This window comes from Porphyrobacter sp. CACIAM 03H1 (assembly GCF_002215495.1).
In the GTDB taxonomy this organism is placed as follows: domain Bacteria; phylum Pseudomonadota; class Alphaproteobacteria; order Sphingomonadales; family Sphingomonadaceae; genus Erythrobacter.
On the sequence record NZ_CP021378.1, the window covers coordinates 588358 to 605284 of the forward strand.

A 16927-nucleotide genomic window follows, 5' to 3' on the forward strand; every position below is an offset into this window, starting at 1 on the left:
CGCGGTTTATCGTGCGCGGGCGGGCGGGAGAATAAGAGCGGTTTGTTCCCGCTTTACCCCGCCGCCGCGTCGGCCAGTGCCTGCGCCGTGCGGTAGTCGGGCTTGCCGTTGTTGAGCCTGAGCGATCGGTCGGTGAGGATGTAGAGCCGCGGGATCTTGTAGCCCGCCAGCCCCGCGCGGGCATGGGCATCGAGCGCCGTATCGTCGACCGCGCCCTCGGGCTGCACCACGGCGACGACCTTGCGCCCGAAGCGCGGGTCGGGAAGGCTCACCACCCGCACGTCCTTCACCGCCGGGTGTTCGAGCAGCACCGCCTCGACCTCCTCGGGGAAGACCTTCTCGCCGCCGGTGTTGATGCACATGTTGTCGCGGCCGATGAATTCGAGCGTCCCGTCCGCCGCCCAGCGCGCGCGGTCGCCGGTCATGAGCCAGCGTCGGCCGTCGATCACGGGGAAGGTCTGGGCGTTCTTCTCGTCCTCGCCGAGATAGCCCAGCGGCAGGGGCCCGGTGCGCGCGACGATGCCGATGCCGTCGGTGCCGGGGGGGATCTCGTTCAGATGCTCGTCGAACAGCTTCGTGTCGCGACCCGGGAGCGGCTGGAACTTGCCCCCGCCGGTGGAGCCCTGCGCGGTGGTGATGACGATTCCGGTGCCCGAGCTTTCCGAGGAGCCGAGCGCATCGACGATCATCAGCGCCGGGTGATGCGCGATCAGCCGCTGCTTCAGCGCGGGCGAGAATACCGCCCCAGAGGAGGTGATGCTTCGCAGCGATGCCAGCACCTCGGCCCCGTCGCCCCGCGCGTCCAGCCGATCGGCGAGCGGAAGCGCGAAGGCGTCGCCGACGATGAAGATGCCGCGCGCGCCGAGCCGCTTCACCTCGTCCAGCGCCAGATCGGCGTCGAACTTCGCGGCGGGCAGCAGCGCGAGCGTGCCGCCTTTCAGCAGGTGGATCAGCGCAGTGAATTGCCCCGCGCCGTGCATCAGCGGCGAGAGCAGCAGCAGCGGCGAGGTGCTCGCCGGATGATCCGGGCCGATCCGCTCCGCCTCGGCGACCTGCTCCGCAAGGCTCCCGGCGACCAGCGGCGGTGTGCCGGGCGGGCGCTGCCACACCCCGATGTTGAAGGCACCCCAGGCCTGATCCATCGGCCACATCACCGCCTTGGGCATCCCCGTGGTGCCGCCCGTGGCGGTGAGGAACAGCGCCTCCGGGTCATCATGCGGCGCAAAGCCATCGGGCATGGGCGCGTCGCACAGCGCCGCCCATTCGCCGCTGCCGACATCCACCGTCAGCGTGCCGTTCGGCATGGCCTCGCGCCCGAGGTCTGCGAAATCGCTCTCGGCGAACAGCCCCTTCAGGCCGAAGCGGTTGAAGATGTCCGCCAGTTCCCGCGCCTTGTAGTGGTAATTGACGTTGACCGGCGTGACTCCTGCCTTTGCGCAGCCGAACCAGGCGAGCAGGTATTCGGGCGTGTTGCGCAGCATCTGCCCGGCGATGTCGCCTGGCTTCAACCCGCGGGCGACCAGCCCCGCCGCGATCCGGTCGGTCAGCGCGTCGAGCTCGCCCCAGGTCACCACCCGCTCGCCGTGGACCAGCGCGGGCCGCTCCGCCGGGATCGCCGCCGCGAGCGCCTTCAGCACAACCCCGAAATTCGCACCTGCAAACGCCATATGCCGCCTCTCTCCTCGTCATTTTCGCTAGCCCCTGCCACGCCGCGCTTCCCCTAGGTAAATGATGAGGACTTTGCCGGATCTTGCGCTAGACTGGACCGGCGGGAGAACAATGGAGAGGAGCGAGGCTGACAATGGCCCATAATGTTGTCGAGCTGCGGACACCGCAAGGCCGCGAATCCCTTGAGCAATTGCTCGATTCCGTCACCATCACCTGCCCCGAGGACATCCACGATGCCGCCGTCGCGCTGGCGCGAATCGCGCAGGAGCGGGGGATGCAGATCGCGGTTTGCGACGACATCTCGTCCAAGGAGCCGATGGTCGATGCCGAGGGCACGATCCTCAACGCCGACATCTTCCGCTGGCTCGACGATGGCGCGCGCTGGTGGGAGGATCACCGGCTGGCGCTCCACTCGCCGCTGCCGCGTGCCTGCCGCTACGAGAGCGAACCCTTCTGGGTGAACCGCCACGGCTTCAACACCCGCTGGCGCAACCACTACCTTGCCGAGATCGACCTCAACGATTTCGAGCGTCGCGCGCTGTGCAAGGCGGCGATCGTGATCCCCGTCCACCTGCCCTTCGGCCAGATCAGCGCGTCGAGCTTCATCAGCCAGGACCGCACCAAGGAGGACCTTTCGGCCGAGTTCGCCGAATACGGCGCGCTCTTCGCGATGGTGACGCGGTGCTTCGTCGCCGGCTACGTCCAGGCCCACCGCACCAAGCGGCGGATCCCGTCAGACTGCGTTCTTTCGAAGCGCGAGGTCGAATGCCTGCGCTGGGCGGCGATCGGCAAGACCGACAAGGAGATCAGCATGATCCTCAACCGGTCGCACGCCACGATCCGCTATCACATCCACCGCGCCGGCGAGAAGCTGGACAGCGTCAACCGCGCGCAGACGATCTTCAAGGCGGGCCAGCTCGGGTATCTGGGGGCGTCTGACTAGCGCGGCCGCCTCCGCGGCCGCGTCCTCGGTGAGTCTTTGTTGCCCTACCGCTTCGCTACTTGAGGGCACGCTTCCTTCGCTTCGCTGCGGGGCACCTGCGGCTCGCGCGTGCGCTCGCGGCCCTGCGGGCCGGATCAGCGCTTTCCTTCGTCATTGCGAGGAGCCGCAGGCGACGCGGCAATCCAGAGCGGTTCGCGCTGCACTCTGGATTGCCGCGCGGCTTCGCCGCTCGCAATGACGAGAGAAGCTAACCCAGCTTCCGCAGCGGCTCCGAGCCGTCCCAGCCGACCCCTGCCGCCTTGATCATCCCGAACAGGTCTGGCCCGTCCTTGGCCTGCTGCAATATTTCTACCAGCGTCCCCGGCCCGGTGCCCGGATCGACATAGATCACCTGGCTCGTCCCGAAGGTCCCCTCGATCACCACCTCGGCCCCCGCCTCGGCGCACACCCGGCGGGCCTCGGCGATGTCGTCGACCAGGATGCACACGTGGTGCAGCCCGTTGCCCGTCGATCCGTACTGGCCGCGATAGATCGAAGGATGCTCGTCGCGCGGGCGGATCAGCTCGATCTGGATATCGCCCCAATAGGCCAGCGCGAGGTCGAATACGGCATCCGTTGGCTGGCCCCGATACTTCATCCCCTCGAGGTGGATGCCCTCGATCACGAAGAACGGTCCCACCCCCATCCCTTCCGTCCAGTGCTTCACCGCCGCGTCGAAATCTTCCGGCACGAAGGCGAGCTGCATCACCTCGCCCAGCGACGCGATTTTCCCCGCAACAGCCATGTTCCTCTCCAATCCGATAGGGTGACCCCTTGTCCAAGCTGTGTGATATTCCCCGGCGGTGACACTGCACAAAGTGCGAGGGACAAGGGACGGGGGCAAACCCCGGCAAGAGGACGCTTCAGGCTCATGAACGAAATCAAGGACATCGCCCGCGCTGACCGCTGCCCGGGGATCAGCTACACCGACATGCTGAACGGCGACACCCGCCGCCCGCCCGACTATCTTTTCGAGGAATCGCATATCGAGATGGGCGACGATCCGCTCCCGGTTGCGCCCTACATTTCGGAGGACTTCGCCCGCCTGGAACGCGAGAAGATGTGGCCCAACGTCTGGCTCTTCGCCGCGCGCGAGGACGAGATGCCGGACCCGGGCGACACGGTGGTGTTCGACATCGCCGGCAAGAGCTTCCTGCTGATCCGCCAGAAGGACGGCAGCGTGAAGGCTTTCTACAACGCCTGCCTCCACCGCGGCCGCAAGCTGCGCACCGAGGGCGGCCAGTCGGTGCAGCTGCGCTGCCCGTTCCACGGGTTCACGTGGAGGAACGACGGGAGCCTCAAGGAAATCCCCTGTTCGTGGGACTTCAAGCACCTCGAGGGCAAGGACATGGACCTGCCGCAGGCACGCGTCGAGCTGTGGCAGGGCTTCGTCATGCTCACCGAAAACCACGCCCTGCCCGATTTCAAGACCTGGCTCGGCCCCGCCGCGTCGCATTACGAACGCTACGACTTCGCCAATCGCTACACCGGGATGTGGGTGCAGAAGAAGATCCCGGCCAACTGGAAGGCCACCGCCGAGGCCTTCATGGAGGCCTGGCACTCGATCACAACCCACCCGCAACTGCTGGCCTTCCTCGGCGATGCCAATACCCGCTACGATCTGATCGGCGACCACTTCAACCGCGCGATCACGCCCTCGGGGGTGCTCAGCCCGCACGTGAAGGGCAAGAACTCGGACTACGTGCTCGAGAAGATGAACGAGTTCTCGGGCGGGCAGGACGCGCGCACCAACCGCCGTTTCTCCGCGAGCGAGAGCCCGGCTGAGGGCTACGACGCCGACGATCCGCTCGGCGCGCGCAAGATCCTCGCCGAGGCGGGCCGCAAGGGGTTCGCGGAGCAGTACGGCTACGATTATTCGGACGCCGCCGACACCGAGATCCTCGACAACTTCACCTACAACATCTTCCCCAACTTCGCCCCGTGGATCGGCTTCCTGCCGACGCTGGTCTACCGCTGGCTCCCTGGCGACACGCCGGACTGGTGCATCATGGAGATCCGCCTGCTGTTCCCCACCCCCAAGGGGCAGCCGCGGCCGCGCGCGGTGGAAATGACCTATATCCCCGACGACGAGCCCTTCGCCTGGGCCGCCGACAAGATGGGCCCGCAGCTCGCCAACGTCTTCGATCAGGACATGGCGAACCTGCCCTATGTGCAGGAAGGCATGAAGGCGATGAAGGACGGGCTGATGGAGCTCGGCCACTACCAGGACAGCCGCGTGCGGCATTTCCAGACGACGCTGATGAAATACGTGAACGGGGAGTTGCCCGCGGTTAAGTAGCGCCGGCATGAGCTTCTCCTTCGACCTCACCGGGCGCACGGCGCTCGTCACCGGCGCGTCCTCGGGCCTCGGCACCCGCTTCGGGCGCATCCTTGCGGCAAGCGGCGCGCGGGTGGCTCTGGGCGCGCGGCGGGCCGACCGGCTGGCGGCACTCGCTGCCGAGATCGGCCCCGCCGCCGCCGCCGTCACGATGGACGTGGCGCGCGAGGCCGACATCATCGCCGGCTTCGACGCCGCCGAGGCCGCGTTCGGCGGCCCTGTCGATACCGTCATCGCCAATGCCGGGGTCGACGGGGCAGGCATGGCGACCACCATTTCCGAGGAGGAGATCGAGGCCACGCTCGCGATCAACCTGAAAGGCGCGATCCTGACGGCGCGCGAGGGCGCGAAGCGGATGATGGCGCAGGGCGTCACCGGCGGGCGCATCGTGCTGATCGCGTCGATCACCGCCTTCGAGCCTTCCCCCGGCCTCGTCGCCTATGCCGCGTCCAAGGCGGGCGTGGTGCAGGCGGGCCGCACACTTGCGCGCGAATGGGTGCGGGCGGGGATCAACGTCAACACCGTCTCCCCCGGCTACATCCGCACCGCGATCAACGATGCGTGGTTCGACACCGAGGGCGGCCGGAAGCAGATCGCCCGCTTCCCCAAGCGCCGGCTGATGGGCGAGGAGGGGCTGGATGCGATGATCCTGTTCCTGTGCTCCGATGCGGCGGAGTTCGTGACCGGCGCGAACTTCGTGCTCGACGATGGCCAGACCTTGTGACGAAGCGGCTCATCTCGCTCGCCGCGGGGATCATGCCCGAGGCGACGCCTTCGCAGCTGATCGAGTGCGCCGCCGCGAGCGATTTCGATTTCGGCGGAATGTGGGTGGAGCAGGACAGCTGGAGCCCGGCCACCACCCGGGCCATCCGCCAGCAGGCGCGAGACGCGGGCGTCGATTTGCTCGATGTCGAGGTCGCCTGGATCAAGCCCGGCGCGCCCGATCCGTGGCTCGGCGAGCTGGTCGACATCGCGGCAGAGCTGGGCGCAAGGAACCTCCTTTGCGTCTCGAGCGACCCTGACATGGCCGCCACCACCGCCAAGTTCCAGACGCTCGTTACCCGCGCGGCGGGCACCGGGGTCAGGGTCAATCTCGAATTCGGCATCTTCACCGAGGTCAAGACCATCCACATGGCGCGTGCGGTGCTGGAGGCGGTCGAGGGCGAGGCCAAGGCGTTGCTGGTCGACACGCTCCACTGGGCGCGCTCCGGCGGGACCGCCGAAGACCTGAAGGCGATCCCGCGCGAATGGTTCAGCTACTGCCAGCCCTGCGACGCGCCCGCCGAGGGGCCGGACACCAGCGACTTCGACGCGATCATCGACGATGCGATCAACCGCCGCCTGCCTCTGGGGCAGGGCGGGCTTCCGCTTGCGGCGATGCTGGACGCACTCCCCAATCACCTGCCGCTGGCGATCGAGGAACGCAGCGCCGCGCTGCGCGACGCCTTCCCCGACCTTGCCGAACGCGCCCGCCAATGCGCGAGGACCTCCCGCGCGTGGCTGGACGCGCGGGCGTGAGCATCCTGCCCGTCACCCTCGTTCAGATGGCTTTCCTCGTGCGCAGCCTCGAGGAAGGCTGCGCCGCCTTGAACCACGCCTATGGCTGGGGCCCGTTCTGTGGCGGCACCGAAGGCGTGCTTGCCGACCACACCTATCGGGGCGAGCCTGCAGGGCCGATCCGCATCCGCGGAGTCTTCGTCCAGACCGGCGAGATCAATGTCGAGGTGATCGAGGTTGCCTCCGACGCCCCTAGCGCCTTCCACGAGATGCTGCACGCCGATGGCGGGCCGGTGCTCCACCACTGCGCGACGTTCGCCGCCGATTACGAAAGCACGCGCGATCACTTCGTCGCGCAGGGCTTTCCGGTGGTGAGCGAGTTCGGCTTTGCCGGCCGCCACATCTGCTATGTCGACACGCGGCCGCTGCTCGGCTTCATGACCGAGATCTATCCCGAACTGCCGATCATTCGTGCGATGTATGCCGAAGCGCGCGATGCCGCCGCCGCCCGCCCCGGCGACCTGGCGATCAGGCCCTTCGTCACCCAGCGCTAATGGCGGTCAGGACAGGCCGTCCTCGAGTCCGCAGGTGAGGTCGCCGATCGGAGTGCCGGCGGGGAAAGTCGCATCCAGCGCGTCGGGGCAGCCGGCGCCCTGGGTAAGGCGTTCGAAGGTACCGAGCTCTTGGAGCTGCGGAGCGTGGTAGGTGCGGCGGGTCATCTGCATCTCCTTTGATGCTGTGGTCAGCACCTCCAGAATTATGTGCGACTGCGTGCCGCCACCCTGATCCTGAGCAGGAAATGACGCTGGCCCGGCGCGCCTCGTCGAAACTTCGGCACGGGCGGTCCGGTTAGGTGTATCGTTTGCGGTATCCGCCCGCGGGCGGATCTACTGCCCCCTCGCGTGCCCCGCGATCTCGCTGGCGAGGCGCGGGACCAGCTTCAGCGGCAGGTCGTGCCCCCAGCCGGGGATCGTCACCAGCCGGCTGCCGGAAATGTGCCGCGCAGTGTCCTCGCCGGCGGCGAGCCTGACCAGCGGATCGGCCTCGCCGTGCAGCACCAGCGTCGGGGTGCGCACCTGCGCGAGGCGGGTGCGGCGGCAGCCGTCGTCGATGATCGCGGCGAGCTGGCGCGGCAGTCCCGGCGGATAGACCGAGCGCCGCACGCCCCGCACCACCCGTTCGCGCTGGTGCGCCTCGTCGAAGGGGAATTCGGGGCTGTCGGGCGTGCCGATGTTGCGGATGATGTTGAGGCCGTGGGCGACCAGCGTGTCCTCGTCCATGCCCTTGAGGGGCGCGGTCAAGGCATTGATCGCGGCAGGTTCGGCCTGAGGGAGCTTGCCGTTGCCGGTGGTCGACATGATCGAGGTCAGGGTCATCAGCCGGTCGGGGTGATGCACCGCCATCAGCTGCGCGATCATCCCGCCCATCGAGGCGCCGACCACGTGCGCCCTGGCGATCCCCAGTGCGTCGAGCAGGCCGATCCCGTCGTCGGCCATGTCCTTCAGGGTGTAGGGGACCTTCGCGGGGAAGCCGATCTTCTTGCGCAGGACCTGGACGGCGGGGGAGGGCGCGCGGGCGCCTTCCATCTTCTGGCTGAGGCCGATGTCGCGGTTGTCGTAGCGGATGACGCGGAAGCCCTCGCCGACCAGCGCCTCGACCAGCTCGTCGGGCCACAGGGTCATCTGCGCGCCGAGGCCCATGACCAGCAGGATCACCTCGGCCTGGCGATCGCCCTGCTCCTCGTAGAAGAGTTCGATGCCGGTGTTGGGGGTGGTGACGGTGGGCATGGGGCGGTGTGATCCTCTCGCGCGGCCCCGGCGGTCACTTCCACGGGGGTCCGGCGATATCGAAGCCGCGCGCGTCCAATTGGTCAAGCACCCCGCCGCCTTCCGCCAACACCCTGAGCGGCACGACTGCCAGCGTGGTGCCCTTGGCGGCGCTCGCCTCGGCGATGCGGTCGACCCAGATGGTCCTGAGTTCGCTGCCGAGCGTCTCGTCCGCCCAGGGCCAGCACTGGCCGAGCGCGCTTTCGAGCGGGTTGTCCATCACGGCGGGAATCCTGAAGCGCCGCCAGTTCGCGGCGCGCTCCTCGACGATCTGCGGCCCCGCCTCCACGGCATCCATCGCCGCGACGAGGCAGGGGATGTGCGCTTGCGGGAGCGCCTCGAACAGGTTGTCGATCACGTCCTCGCCCCTGAGGGTCGCCGCGCGGGTGATCGCGACATCGGCCTTCTCGGCGGCGTCCTTGACCACGTCCGATGCGTCGCGCGCGGTGTCCTTGTTGAAGCGCAGCTCCTCGCGCAGCATCCGGAAGGAGGTGAGGAGGAAGGACTGGCGCGCATAGTCCTTCTTGTGCGCGGCGGCGAGGGTATCAAGGCGCTGGAGCTGGGCTGCATCGAGGTAATCGGAAGCCACGGTCTTGTCGGGCAGCTTGGTGAGCTTGCCGCCCGAGAACATCAGCCGGAAGACGTCGCCCGGCGAAATCCTGGGCCGCGCGCCGAGGATCACGCGGTCGGCGACCTTGGTGGCCTCCTCGAGCCGCGCGGGCTCCCACGGGGTGGTCTTCGGGATCGCCCGGATCTCGCCGACGAGAATCACGGTGCCGGAGGGCGTCTCGACAACCCACATCGGCGCGCCCGAGCGCTGGGCGGTGACGACGATGGCGTTTTCCTCGGAAGGCTGCTGCGCGGCGAGCGGCGCGGTAGCGAGAGCCGCAAGGGACAGGAAAATCAGCAACTTCTTCATCGTGCGCCCCTTCGATGCAACATTTGGCACATCGCTAGAGCGCCGAGCCTGAATGCTGGCCGAACTTGCCTCCCCCCGTTCGTGCTGAGCCTGTCGAAGCACTGCCTTTTTCTCCAGTGGTCGCTGAAGCCAAAGTGGAGGACGGCCCTTCGACTAGCTCAGCGCGAACGGAAACAGGTCGCCTAAGGAACCAGCACCGTATCTTTCGCCTCGTCCGCAAGCTCGGGATAATCGAGCGTGTAATGCAGCCCGCGGCTCTCCTTGCGGCGGAGCGCCGATTGCACGATCAGCTCGGCGGACTGGAGCAGGTTGCGCAGTTCGATCAGGTCGGTCGTCACGCGGAAGGCGCCGTAGTAGTCCTCGACCTCGCGCTTCAGCAACTCGATGCGGCTCGCGGCGCGCTCCAGCCGCTTGGTGGTGCGCACGATGCCGACATAGTTCCACATGAAGCGGCGGATTTCGGTCCAGTTCTGCTTGATGACGACTTCCTCGTCGGAGTCCGTCACGCGGCTTTCGTCCCACGGGAGGATCGCGGGGGGCGCCTCCAATGTTTCCCACCTTGCAAGAATGTCCTGCGCGGCGGCCTCGCCGAAGACGAAGCATTCGAGCAGGCTGTTGGACGCCAGCCGGTTCGCGCCGTGGAGGCCGCTTTCGGTGCATTCGCCCGCCGCCCAAAGGCCTGGCACGTCGGTGCGTGCCGCCAGATCCACCACCACCCCGCCGCAGGTGTAGTGCTGCGCGGGGACAACCGGGATCGGCTGCTTCGTCATGTCGATGCCGAGGCCCATCAGCTTGTCGTGGATCGTCGGGAAGTGCCCGCGCACGAAGTCCGGGTCTTCATGGCTGATGTCCAGATGGACGTAGTCGAGCCCGAACCGCTTGATCTCGGCATCGATCGCCCTTGCCACCACATCACGCGGCGCAAGCTCCATCCGCTCGGGATCGTAGAAGGTCATGAACCGCTTGCCGGTGCGCGGGTTGATCAGCCGCCCGCCCTCGCCGCGCACCGCCTCGGTGATGAGGAAATTCTTGGTTTCGAGGTGGTAGAGGCAGGTCGGGTGGAACTGCATCATCTCCATGTTGGAGACCCGCGCGCCCGCTCGCCACGCCATCGCGATGCCGTCGCCGGTCGCGCCGCGCGGGGCGGTGGAGAACTGGTAGACGCGCCCTGCCCCGCCGCTGGCGAGGATTGTCGCGCGCGCCACGTGCCGCTCGACATGGCCGGTCGCCTCGTCGAGCGCATAGACACCCCACACACGGCCCGCGGCCGAGAAGTGCTCGCGGTGGCGGTCGGTGATGAAGTCGATGCAGGTCCGGCCGGGCAGCAGGGTGATGTTCGGGTTGGCCTCCGCCGCGCGCAGCAGTGCCGCCTGCACCGCCCAGCCGGTGGCGTCATCGACATGGACGATCCGGCGGTGCGAATGGCCGCCCTCGCGGGTGAGGTGCAGGGCATCGGCGTCGCGGTTGAAGGGCACGCCCAGCTCGCACAGCCGGTCGATCGAGCGCGGCGCGCGTTCGATCACGAATTCCACCGTGGCAAGGTCGTTGAGACCCGCGCCGGCGACCATCGTGTCGCGGATGTGATCCTCGAAGGTGTCGCCCGCATCGAGCACCGCGGCGATGCCGCCCTGTGCCCAGGCGGTCGAGCCGCCGGTGAGCGAGCCCTTGGCCAGCACCAGCACCCGGCACTTCTCGGCCAGCGCCAGCGCCGCCGTCAGCCCCGCCGCTCCCGAACCGATCACCAGCACGTCGTGCGCGGGGGTGTCGCCGGGTGATCGCAATGCCTTGTCCATCGCCATGACCGCGCCATGGCGCGGAAGCGGGAAAGGGGCAAGGGTGATCAAAAATGCCGTTTGATTTACTTCAAAACGAGATAAGTATTTCCACGGGTCGCCGGGCTCCCGCCCGACCGTGTGGCGCACCTGTATCCAGAGTGTCCAAAGGACGCATGGACGCGGGCGTGCATGATGTCTTCAGGTGCAAACCGGCATTACAGGCGACCTCTCCCATGGCCTACCTCTGGTTCTTCGGCTGCTTCATCAATCAGCACGAGCCCCGCCGCCGCGATATCACGTGGGACGGGCTCACATTCGTCGGCAACTGCCGTCATTGCGGCAGGCCGATCGAACGCAACAGCCATCGCGACTGGCGGCGGCGCAAGACGGATGTCGGGATCGACGGCGCCTGAGGTCAGGCAGTTCCTGCGGTCAGCTGGACGAACACGTCCTCCAGATCGGCTTCGCGGGTGGTCACATCCTCGATGGTGAGGCCCTGTGCCTGCAGGATGGCGAGCACCTGCCCGGCGTTGAGGCGGTCTTTGTCATAGGCCACCTCGACTGCCCGCGCGCCGTCCCATTCGACCCGTGCGAAGGCCTCGTGCGAAGGAGCGGCGGCGAGATCGGCGGCAGCGGTGACGACGACGATCTTCTCGCGCGCCATCTCGACCAGTTCGCGGGTCGGCTTGTTGGCGATCAGCCTGCCGTGGTTGATGATCGCGATGCGGTCGCACAGCTCCTCGGCTTCCTCGAGGTAGTGGGTGGTCAGCACCACCGTCACGCCCTCGCGGTTGAGCTCGCCGACCAGATCCCACAGCTGGCGCCTCAGGTCGACATCGACCCCGGCGGTGGGCTCGTCGAGCACGAGGATCGGCGGCGAATGCACCATCGCCTTGGCGACGAGCAGCCGCCGCTTCATCCCGCCCGACAAGGTGCGCGCATAGGCATCGCGCTTGTCGGAGAGGCGAACGGCCTCGAGCAGCGCCTCGCTGCGGCGCAGGGCGGCGGGGATACCGTAGAAGCCGGCCTGGTTCTCCAGCACCTCGAAGGGGGTGAAGAAGGGATCGAAGACGATCTCCTGCGGCACGATCCCGATCGAGCGGCTGGCATTGCGGCGATGGGCGTCGATGTCGAAACCCCAGATGTCGACGTGGCCTGCGGTCTTGTTGACCAGCCCGGCGAGGATGTTGATCAGCGTCGACTTGCCCGCGCCGTTCGGGCCGAGCAGGCCGAAGATCGCACCCTGCGGCACGTCGAAGCTGACCCCGCCGAGCGCGAGCTTGCCTTCGCTCACCGTGCCCTTGGCACTTTTTGCCGGGGCATAACGCTTGACGAGGTTGTCGATGCGGATGGCGGGTTCGGCTGACATGCGGGAAGCCCTAGGGCGCGGGCGCGGCAAAGGCAATTGCGCGGCGCGGCGCGGGGCTGTATCGGCAGCGCCATGAGCATTCCTCCTCCCGAAGTGCTGGTGGTCGACACGCATCGCGTGGCGTGCGACGGGGCCAGCGGCATCCGCGGCGGCGCGGGCTATCGTCCCGCCGCACTCGGTCACCCGCGCGTTTTCCTCGAGATCGACGAGCGCGGCTATGTCGACTGCGGCTATTGCGACCGGCGCTTCGTGCTGCGTGGCGGCCCGGCGGACGGCGCGAACCAGGCCGCCTTGCCCGATGTGTCCTCGGGTGCGAGCCCGGCGCACCGGTGATCCGGGCCGGGCGCTCAGCGCGGGTTAAGGCGCTGTGTGCAACGAGGCGCGCATGACGATTCGAAAGGATCCCGCGATGACCCGTTTCCGCTCCGCCCTGCTCGCCGCGCTTCCGCTGGTGCTGGCCGGCGGCTTGCTCGCCGTTCCCGCGAATGCCGATACGGCGCCCGAAACCCCTATCGCCACCGACGTTCCCGTGCCCCCGACCAAGGGTGAATTGCGCCTCGCCAAGCTGCTCGAGGGCCGCGTGGCGGGCGAGCCGCAGGCCTGCATCCGCTCGTTCGGCAACCAGCGCGTGCAGACCATCCCCGGCACCGCCTTCGTCTACGGCGCGGGCGACACGATCTGGGTGCAGCGCACCGCCAATCCCGAACAGATTGACGACACCGATACGCTCGTCACAAACCGCTTCAACGCCTCGCAGCTGTGCCGGTTCGACGTGATGACGACGATCGACCGGTTCAACGGCTTCTTCACCGGCGCGGTGTTCTTCGAGGACTTCGTTCCCTATACCCGCAAGGGGTCGAAGGACGCGGCCGAAGGCTGACTCTCGCACGCGCTGCCCGCCCGGGCGGCGGGAGCCGCCGTAGCGCAAGCGCGCCGTGCGTTACGCGAAAGATCGCAGATGGGCTCTCCGGTGAGGCCGACATGGCGGCACGCACGGCCCGTCTCGGCGCAGCGGTGCCGCATCACGAGTTCGCTCGGCTCCGCATCCGCCAGCACTTGCTCGGCGCGCCGATAGGCGCTGATCTCGGCGTGGAGTTCGCCGAGCGAATCCGCCACGGCCAGCACCGCGCGGCGTGCGGCGAGCGCGTCCTGCTGGCACGGCGCGGTCGGGTGCTCGGTCGCGGCGGTGCGCAGAGCCGGCGCGGCGTCCCCGGCATCGCACGGCGCCCGCCCGGCGCCGTCCTCGGGCACGGCAAGACCGCCCTGCCACCGGCCCAGCGTCCAGGCGCCGAGCGCCACGCACATCATGATCCCGCCCAGCGCCGCCGGGCCATCCCATAGATCCATCGCTACCTCCCCGTCCGACCCTCCGCACGGCCTCCCGAAGCCGGACAGAGGCACACAGCCTCGCGCGCGGCGCCGATCCCCTCCAGAATCGGTGCCGCACGCGCAGCATGGTGCCGCAGTGCGGCAGTGCAGAGAATGCGGGGAGTTACCTAGGGATCAGCCCTTAGGCGCGGGCCATCGCCTGCATCCGGGCGATGATCTCCTCCGCCTGGAGCATGATCCGGTCGATCAGCTCCTTGCAGGTCGGAATGTCGTGGATCAGCCCTGCGACCATGCCGCAGCTCCACGCTCCCTTGTCCATCTCGCCTTCCATCATGATCGAGGGATAGACGCCCGCGACCTCCTCCATGATGTCCTGGAAGGTGACGGCATCGCCGAGTTCCTTCTCCTTCTGGATCAGGCGTTCGACGGCGGCATTGTTGAGCACGCGTTCGGTGTTGCGGAGCGGGCGCATCACGAGACGGGTGTCGAGTTCGCTCGCGGCGAGGATCGCCTGCTTCACGTTCTCGTGCACCGGGGCTTCCTTGGTGGCGATGAAGCGGGTGCCCATATTCATCCCCTGCGCGCCCATCGCGAGGCTGGCGACAAGGCTGCGCCCGTCGGCCATCCCGCCGCTCGAGACGAAGGGGATTTCCAGTTCATCGGCGGCGCGCGGCAGCAGGATGAAGTTGGGCACATCGTCCTCGCCCGGGTGGCCGCCGCATTCGAAGCCGTCGACGCTCACCGCGTCGCAGCCGATCTCCTGCGCCTTGAGCGAGTGGCGCACCGAGGTGCACTTGTGGATCACCTTGATCCCCGCGTCCTTCAGCGGCGGGAGCAGTTCGACCGGGTTGCGACCCGCGGTCTCGACCACCTTCACGCCGCCCTCGATCACTGCCTTCACGAGGCCCGGATAGTCGGGCGGGGTCAGGGTCGGCAGGATGGTGAGGTTCACGCCGAAGGGCTTGTCGGTCATGTCCTTGCAGCGCGCGATCTCGTTGGCGAGCTTTTCGGGCGTGCCCTGCGTCAGGCCGGTGATGATGCCGAGGCCGCCCGCGTTGGAGACGGCTGCCGCCATCTCGGCGAACCCGACATAGTGCATCCCCCCCTGGATGATCGGGTGCTCGATGCCGAACATTTCGGTGATGGCGGTCTTCATGGCCTGTGTTCTCCCGTGCAAAGCCGTGTTTGCGCGGGAGACAAGCCGAGTTGAGCGCGGCTTTCAAGCCTGCTTTTGAGAGGCCCGCCCGCCGCGCTAGCGCGCCGTAGCGTCAGGCGCTCTCGGGAAATCGGCGGGGGATGCCGGGCGGCTGGGACGCGGTGGGATCGGTTCGCGTGCCGCCGCCCGGCTACGCCTCGTTGCCCGTGTCCGCCCGCCAGGGCATTGATTTACCGCAAGGTCTGTCAGCCCCGCTTGAAGGCGAGCGCAAAGGTGACCGGCACCGCGGGCGTGATCGAGGGCAGCTGCGCCAGAGCGCGCAGCTCGCCAAGCTCGTCGGTCAGGCCGAACATGTCGGTCGAGACGATCACCGGCGCGGTCGGCACCACGGTCACGCGGTCGGCGCTGACGCGGGTGACGAGCACCTCGGTCTCGACATCGGCCGAGGCGCCCTTGATCGTGACGCTGGCGGTCAGCGGACGGGTGAGCGACTGCCCCACCGCCAGCCCTGCGAAGGCTGCGGGATCGAGCTTGGCCGTCACCGTCGCCTTGGGATTCTCGGCCACCCCGAAGAAGATCTCGCGCATCCGTTCGTTGCGGATGTCGACCCCGGTGTTGACCGAGGCGAGGTCGATGTCGAGGCTCGCGGTGCCATCGGCCGCGACGCTGCCTGCAAGCGTGTCGAAGCGGTTGGCCTCGGCCACCTCGCCGGCTTTGATGCTGACATAGGCGAGGCGCGAGCCTGCCGGATCGAGCGTCCATGCGCCCTCGGTCACCGGCGCGGTGGCGGCGGCGTCGTCGCCGGGCGCGGCGGCGGGCTGGGCGCAGGCGGACAGGCCGGCTGCAAGGGCGGCGGCAAAGGCAAGCGGGCGAAGCAGCGGCATCACGATTGACGACCTCTTGTGGTATCCATTCGGGCGGCAGCGATATGCGATTTGGCGGACGGCGGGAAGGGGCGGACCAACTTATTCGCGCAGCTTAGAGACGTTCCAAAGTACGCTTGCGCGGCGCGCCCTATGCGTCAAACTTCGCCGACGGGTCTAAGGCGGGGGATGTCATGCGCGAAACCAGGCGATCGATGGTGGCGAGGGCCGGGACCCTTGCGGGGTTCCTGCGCAAGCAGGTCGGCAGCGCCCGGGCGATTGCGGCCGGGCTCACTCTGCCCGATCCGGCCGCCCCCGTCCGGCTCGACGGCTCGGAAAGCGGCTGGACCGCCAGCGGCCATGTCCTTGCCGCCGGGGAGCGGTTCCGAGTGGTCGCCACCGGTCACCAGTGGCTGGCAAAGCCGATCGGCCTCGTGATCGAGCCGCGCGCGACGGTGTTCATGCGGATCGGTGGCGGGGCGATACGCAAGCTCGTCGCCGATGATGCGGTCTACGAGGCGTGGGAGGAGGGCGAGCTGGCTTTCCTTACCAAGACGCTTTCCGAATTCGCCGACGAGCGGGGCATTCTGCTGCCGGGCAAGCGGCGCGCACAGGGACCGGGGATCGCGCTCAGGGTGGAACGCGCGGACGCCCCGCCGGACACCACCGGTCAGCCCGATGGCTGGCACTATCTCTGGCGGCTCGGCGACGGGCGCATCTACACTGGGGACCCCGATGACATCGCGGTCTCCACCCACGGCGATGTCGGCATCCTCCAGCGCCCGCTCGATCTGCCGCTGACTCGCGAGACCGTGCTTTCGTGGGACTGGCTGATCGAGCGGCTGCCCTCGGACCTGCCCGAGGATCTCGCCTTCACCCACGACTATCTCAGCATCGCGGTGGAGTTCGATAATGGCCGGGACCTTACCTACATGTGGAGCGCAGGGCTCCCCGAGGGCCACGTGTTCCGCTGCCCGCTCGAATGGTGGTGCGAGCGCGAGACGCACTGGGTGCTGCGCAGCGGCAGTGCCGGGCTCGGGCAATGGCATTCGGAACGCCGGATGATCGCCGCCGACTATGCCGAGGCGCTGGGCGAGCCGTTGCCGGAGCGGATCGTGAGGGTGTGGCTGATCGCCAACAGCATTTTCCAGCGCGGCCACGGCGAAGGCCGCTTTGCGCGGATTGCAGTCGGCTAGGCCTGTGGC

The 16927-nt window shown here is 68.0% G+C and carries 19 protein-coding genes; 9 read left to right on the plus strand and 10 right to left on the minus strand.

Going from position 1 to position 16927, the window contains the following annotated elements; all coding sequences use genetic code 11:
- Nucleotides 1-53: 53 nt before the first annotated feature.
- A complete protein-coding gene (locus CBR61_RS02880; protein ID WP_088913008.1) occupies nucleotides 54-1667 on the minus strand; it encodes an AMP-binding protein in 1614 nt (537 codons plus the stop codon).
- Between the two features lie 134 nt (nucleotides 1668-1801).
- Here CBR61_RS02880 and CBR61_RS02885 point away from each other — a divergent pair, with 134 nt between their 5' ends.
- Nucleotides 1802-2611 carry a helix-turn-helix transcriptional regulator gene (locus CBR61_RS02885; RefSeq protein ID WP_088913009.1) on the plus strand — a complete coding sequence of 270 codons (810 nt, stop codon included), beginning with the start codon at nucleotides 1802-1804 and terminating at the stop codon, nucleotides 2609-2611.
- A gap of 247 nt (nucleotides 2612-2858) precedes the next feature.
- Here the strand turns inward: CBR61_RS02885 and CBR61_RS02890 are convergent, their stop codons facing one another.
- On the minus strand, nucleotides 2859-3395 hold the full coding sequence (locus tag CBR61_RS02890; RefSeq protein WP_088913010.1) for a VOC family protein: 537 nt from the start codon (nucleotides 3393-3395) through the stop codon (nucleotides 2859-2861).
- Nucleotides 3396-3521: 126 nt separating this feature from the next.
- Here CBR61_RS02890 and CBR61_RS02895 point away from each other — a divergent pair, with 126 nt between their 5' ends.
- Genes CBR61_RS02895 through CBR61_RS02905 form a run of 4 tightly spaced genes read left to right on the plus strand, consistent with a single transcriptional unit; the run spans nucleotide 3522 to nucleotide 7039 of the window.
- Nucleotides 3522-4949 carry an aromatic ring-hydroxylating oxygenase subunit alpha gene (locus tag CBR61_RS02895; RefSeq protein ID WP_088913011.1) on the plus strand — a complete coding sequence of 476 codons (1428 nt, stop codon included), beginning with the start codon at nucleotides 3522-3524 and terminating at the stop codon, nucleotides 4947-4949.
- 7 nt (nucleotides 4950-4956) lie between these two features.
- Complete coding sequence (locus CBR61_RS02900) at nucleotides 4957-5712, plus strand: SDR family NAD(P)-dependent oxidoreductase (protein ID WP_088913012.1); 756 nt, start codon at nucleotides 4957-4959, stop codon at nucleotides 5710-5712.
- Nucleotides 5709-6506: a sugar phosphate isomerase/epimerase family protein gene (locus CBR61_RS16705; protein ID WP_157696473.1), complete on the plus strand. Its 798-nt coding sequence runs from the start codon at nucleotides 5709-5711 to the stop codon at nucleotides 6504-6506. Before CBR61_RS02900 ends, CBR61_RS16705 begins: the two co-directional genes overlap by 4 nt.
- Nucleotides 6485-7039 (plus strand): VOC family protein, encoded by a 555-nt coding sequence (locus tag CBR61_RS02905; RefSeq protein ID WP_157696474.1) that lies wholly within the window; start codon nucleotides 6485-6487, stop codon nucleotides 7037-7039. Before CBR61_RS16705 ends, CBR61_RS02905 begins: the two co-directional genes overlap by 22 nt.
- 6 nt (nucleotides 7040-7045) lie before the next feature.
- Here CBR61_RS02905 and CBR61_RS02910 read toward each other — a convergent pair whose 3' ends face one another.
- The 4 genes from CBR61_RS02910 to nadB all read right to left on the minus strand — a co-directional run bounded on the left by CBR61_RS02910 (nucleotide 7046) and on the right by nadB (nucleotide 11029).
- Nucleotides 7046-7204 carry a lasso RiPP family leader peptide-containing protein gene (locus tag CBR61_RS02910; RefSeq protein WP_088915416.1) on the minus strand — a complete coding sequence of 53 codons (159 nt, stop codon included), beginning with the start codon at nucleotides 7202-7204 and terminating at the stop codon, nucleotides 7046-7048.
- 168 nt (nucleotides 7205-7372) lie between these two features.
- Nucleotides 7373-8272, minus strand: coding sequence for an alpha/beta fold hydrolase (locus tag CBR61_RS02915; RefSeq protein WP_088913014.1), 900 nt, complete (start codon nucleotides 8270-8272; stop codon nucleotides 7373-7375).
- A 34-nt stretch (nucleotides 8273-8306) separates the two neighbouring features.
- Nucleotides 8307-9230 (minus strand): TraB/GumN family protein, encoded by a 924-nt coding sequence (locus CBR61_RS02920; RefSeq protein ID WP_088913015.1) that lies wholly within the window; start codon nucleotides 9228-9230, stop codon nucleotides 8307-8309.
- Nucleotides 9231-9412: 182 nt separating this feature from the next.
- Nucleotides 9413-11029 carry an L-aspartate oxidase gene (gene nadB / locus CBR61_RS02925; RefSeq protein WP_233996824.1) on the minus strand — a complete coding sequence of 539 codons (1617 nt, stop codon included), beginning with the start codon at nucleotides 11027-11029 and terminating at the stop codon, nucleotides 9413-9415.
- A 209-nt stretch (nucleotides 11030-11238) separates the two neighbouring features.
- On the opposite strand from nadB, the gene CBR61_RS02930 reads away from it, so the two are divergent.
- Nucleotides 11239-11418 carry a hypothetical protein gene (locus CBR61_RS02930; RefSeq protein ID WP_088913016.1) on the plus strand — a complete coding sequence of 60 codons (180 nt, stop codon included), beginning with the start codon at nucleotides 11239-11241 and terminating at the stop codon, nucleotides 11416-11418.
- A 2-nt stretch (nucleotides 11419-11420) separates the two neighbouring features.
- Here CBR61_RS02930 and CBR61_RS02935 read toward each other — a convergent pair whose 3' ends face one another.
- Nucleotides 11421-12374 (minus strand): ABC transporter ATP-binding protein, encoded by a 954-nt coding sequence (locus CBR61_RS02935; RefSeq protein ID WP_088913017.1) that lies wholly within the window; start codon nucleotides 12372-12374, stop codon nucleotides 11421-11423.
- A 72-nt stretch (nucleotides 12375-12446) separates the two neighbouring features.
- Here CBR61_RS02935 and CBR61_RS02940 point away from each other — a divergent pair, with 72 nt between their 5' ends.
- Nucleotides 12447-12707 carry a zinc-finger domain-containing protein gene (locus tag CBR61_RS02940; RefSeq protein WP_088913018.1) on the plus strand — a complete coding sequence of 87 codons (261 nt, stop codon included), beginning with the start codon at nucleotides 12447-12449 and terminating at the stop codon, nucleotides 12705-12707.
- 76 nt (nucleotides 12708-12783) lie between these two features.
- Nucleotides 12784-13254 (plus strand): hypothetical protein, encoded by a 471-nt coding sequence (locus tag CBR61_RS02945; RefSeq protein WP_199797451.1) that lies wholly within the window; start codon nucleotides 12784-12786, stop codon nucleotides 13252-13254.
- Here CBR61_RS02945 and CBR61_RS02950 read toward each other — a convergent pair.
- The 3 genes from CBR61_RS02950 to CBR61_RS02960 form a co-directional block, all read right to left on the minus strand.
- A complete protein-coding gene (locus CBR61_RS02950) occupies nucleotides 13215-13721 on the minus strand; it encodes a hypothetical protein (protein WP_088913019.1) in 507 nt (168 codons plus the stop codon). The two genes, CBR61_RS02945 and CBR61_RS02950, sit on opposite strands and share 40 nt — an antisense overlap.
- Before the next feature lie 163 nt (nucleotides 13722-13884).
- Nucleotides 13885-14859, minus strand: coding sequence for an NAD(P)H-dependent flavin oxidoreductase (locus tag CBR61_RS02955; RefSeq protein WP_088913020.1), 975 nt, complete (start codon nucleotides 14857-14859; stop codon nucleotides 13885-13887).
- Between the two features lie 245 nt (nucleotides 14860-15104).
- On the minus strand, nucleotides 15105-15743 hold the full coding sequence (locus CBR61_RS02960; RefSeq protein ID WP_088913021.1) for a YceI family protein: 639 nt from the start codon (nucleotides 15741-15743) through the stop codon (nucleotides 15105-15107).
- Between the two features lie 173 nt (nucleotides 15744-15916).
- Between CBR61_RS02960 and CBR61_RS02965 the strand changes: the two genes are divergently transcribed.
- The gene (locus CBR61_RS02965) at nucleotides 15917-16918 is read left to right on the plus strand and encodes a DUF3047 domain-containing protein (protein WP_088913022.1); all 1002 of its coding nucleotides are present in this window, start codon (nucleotides 15917-15919) and stop codon (nucleotides 16916-16918) included.
- The last annotated feature ends 9 nt before the right edge of the window (nucleotides 16919-16927 follow it).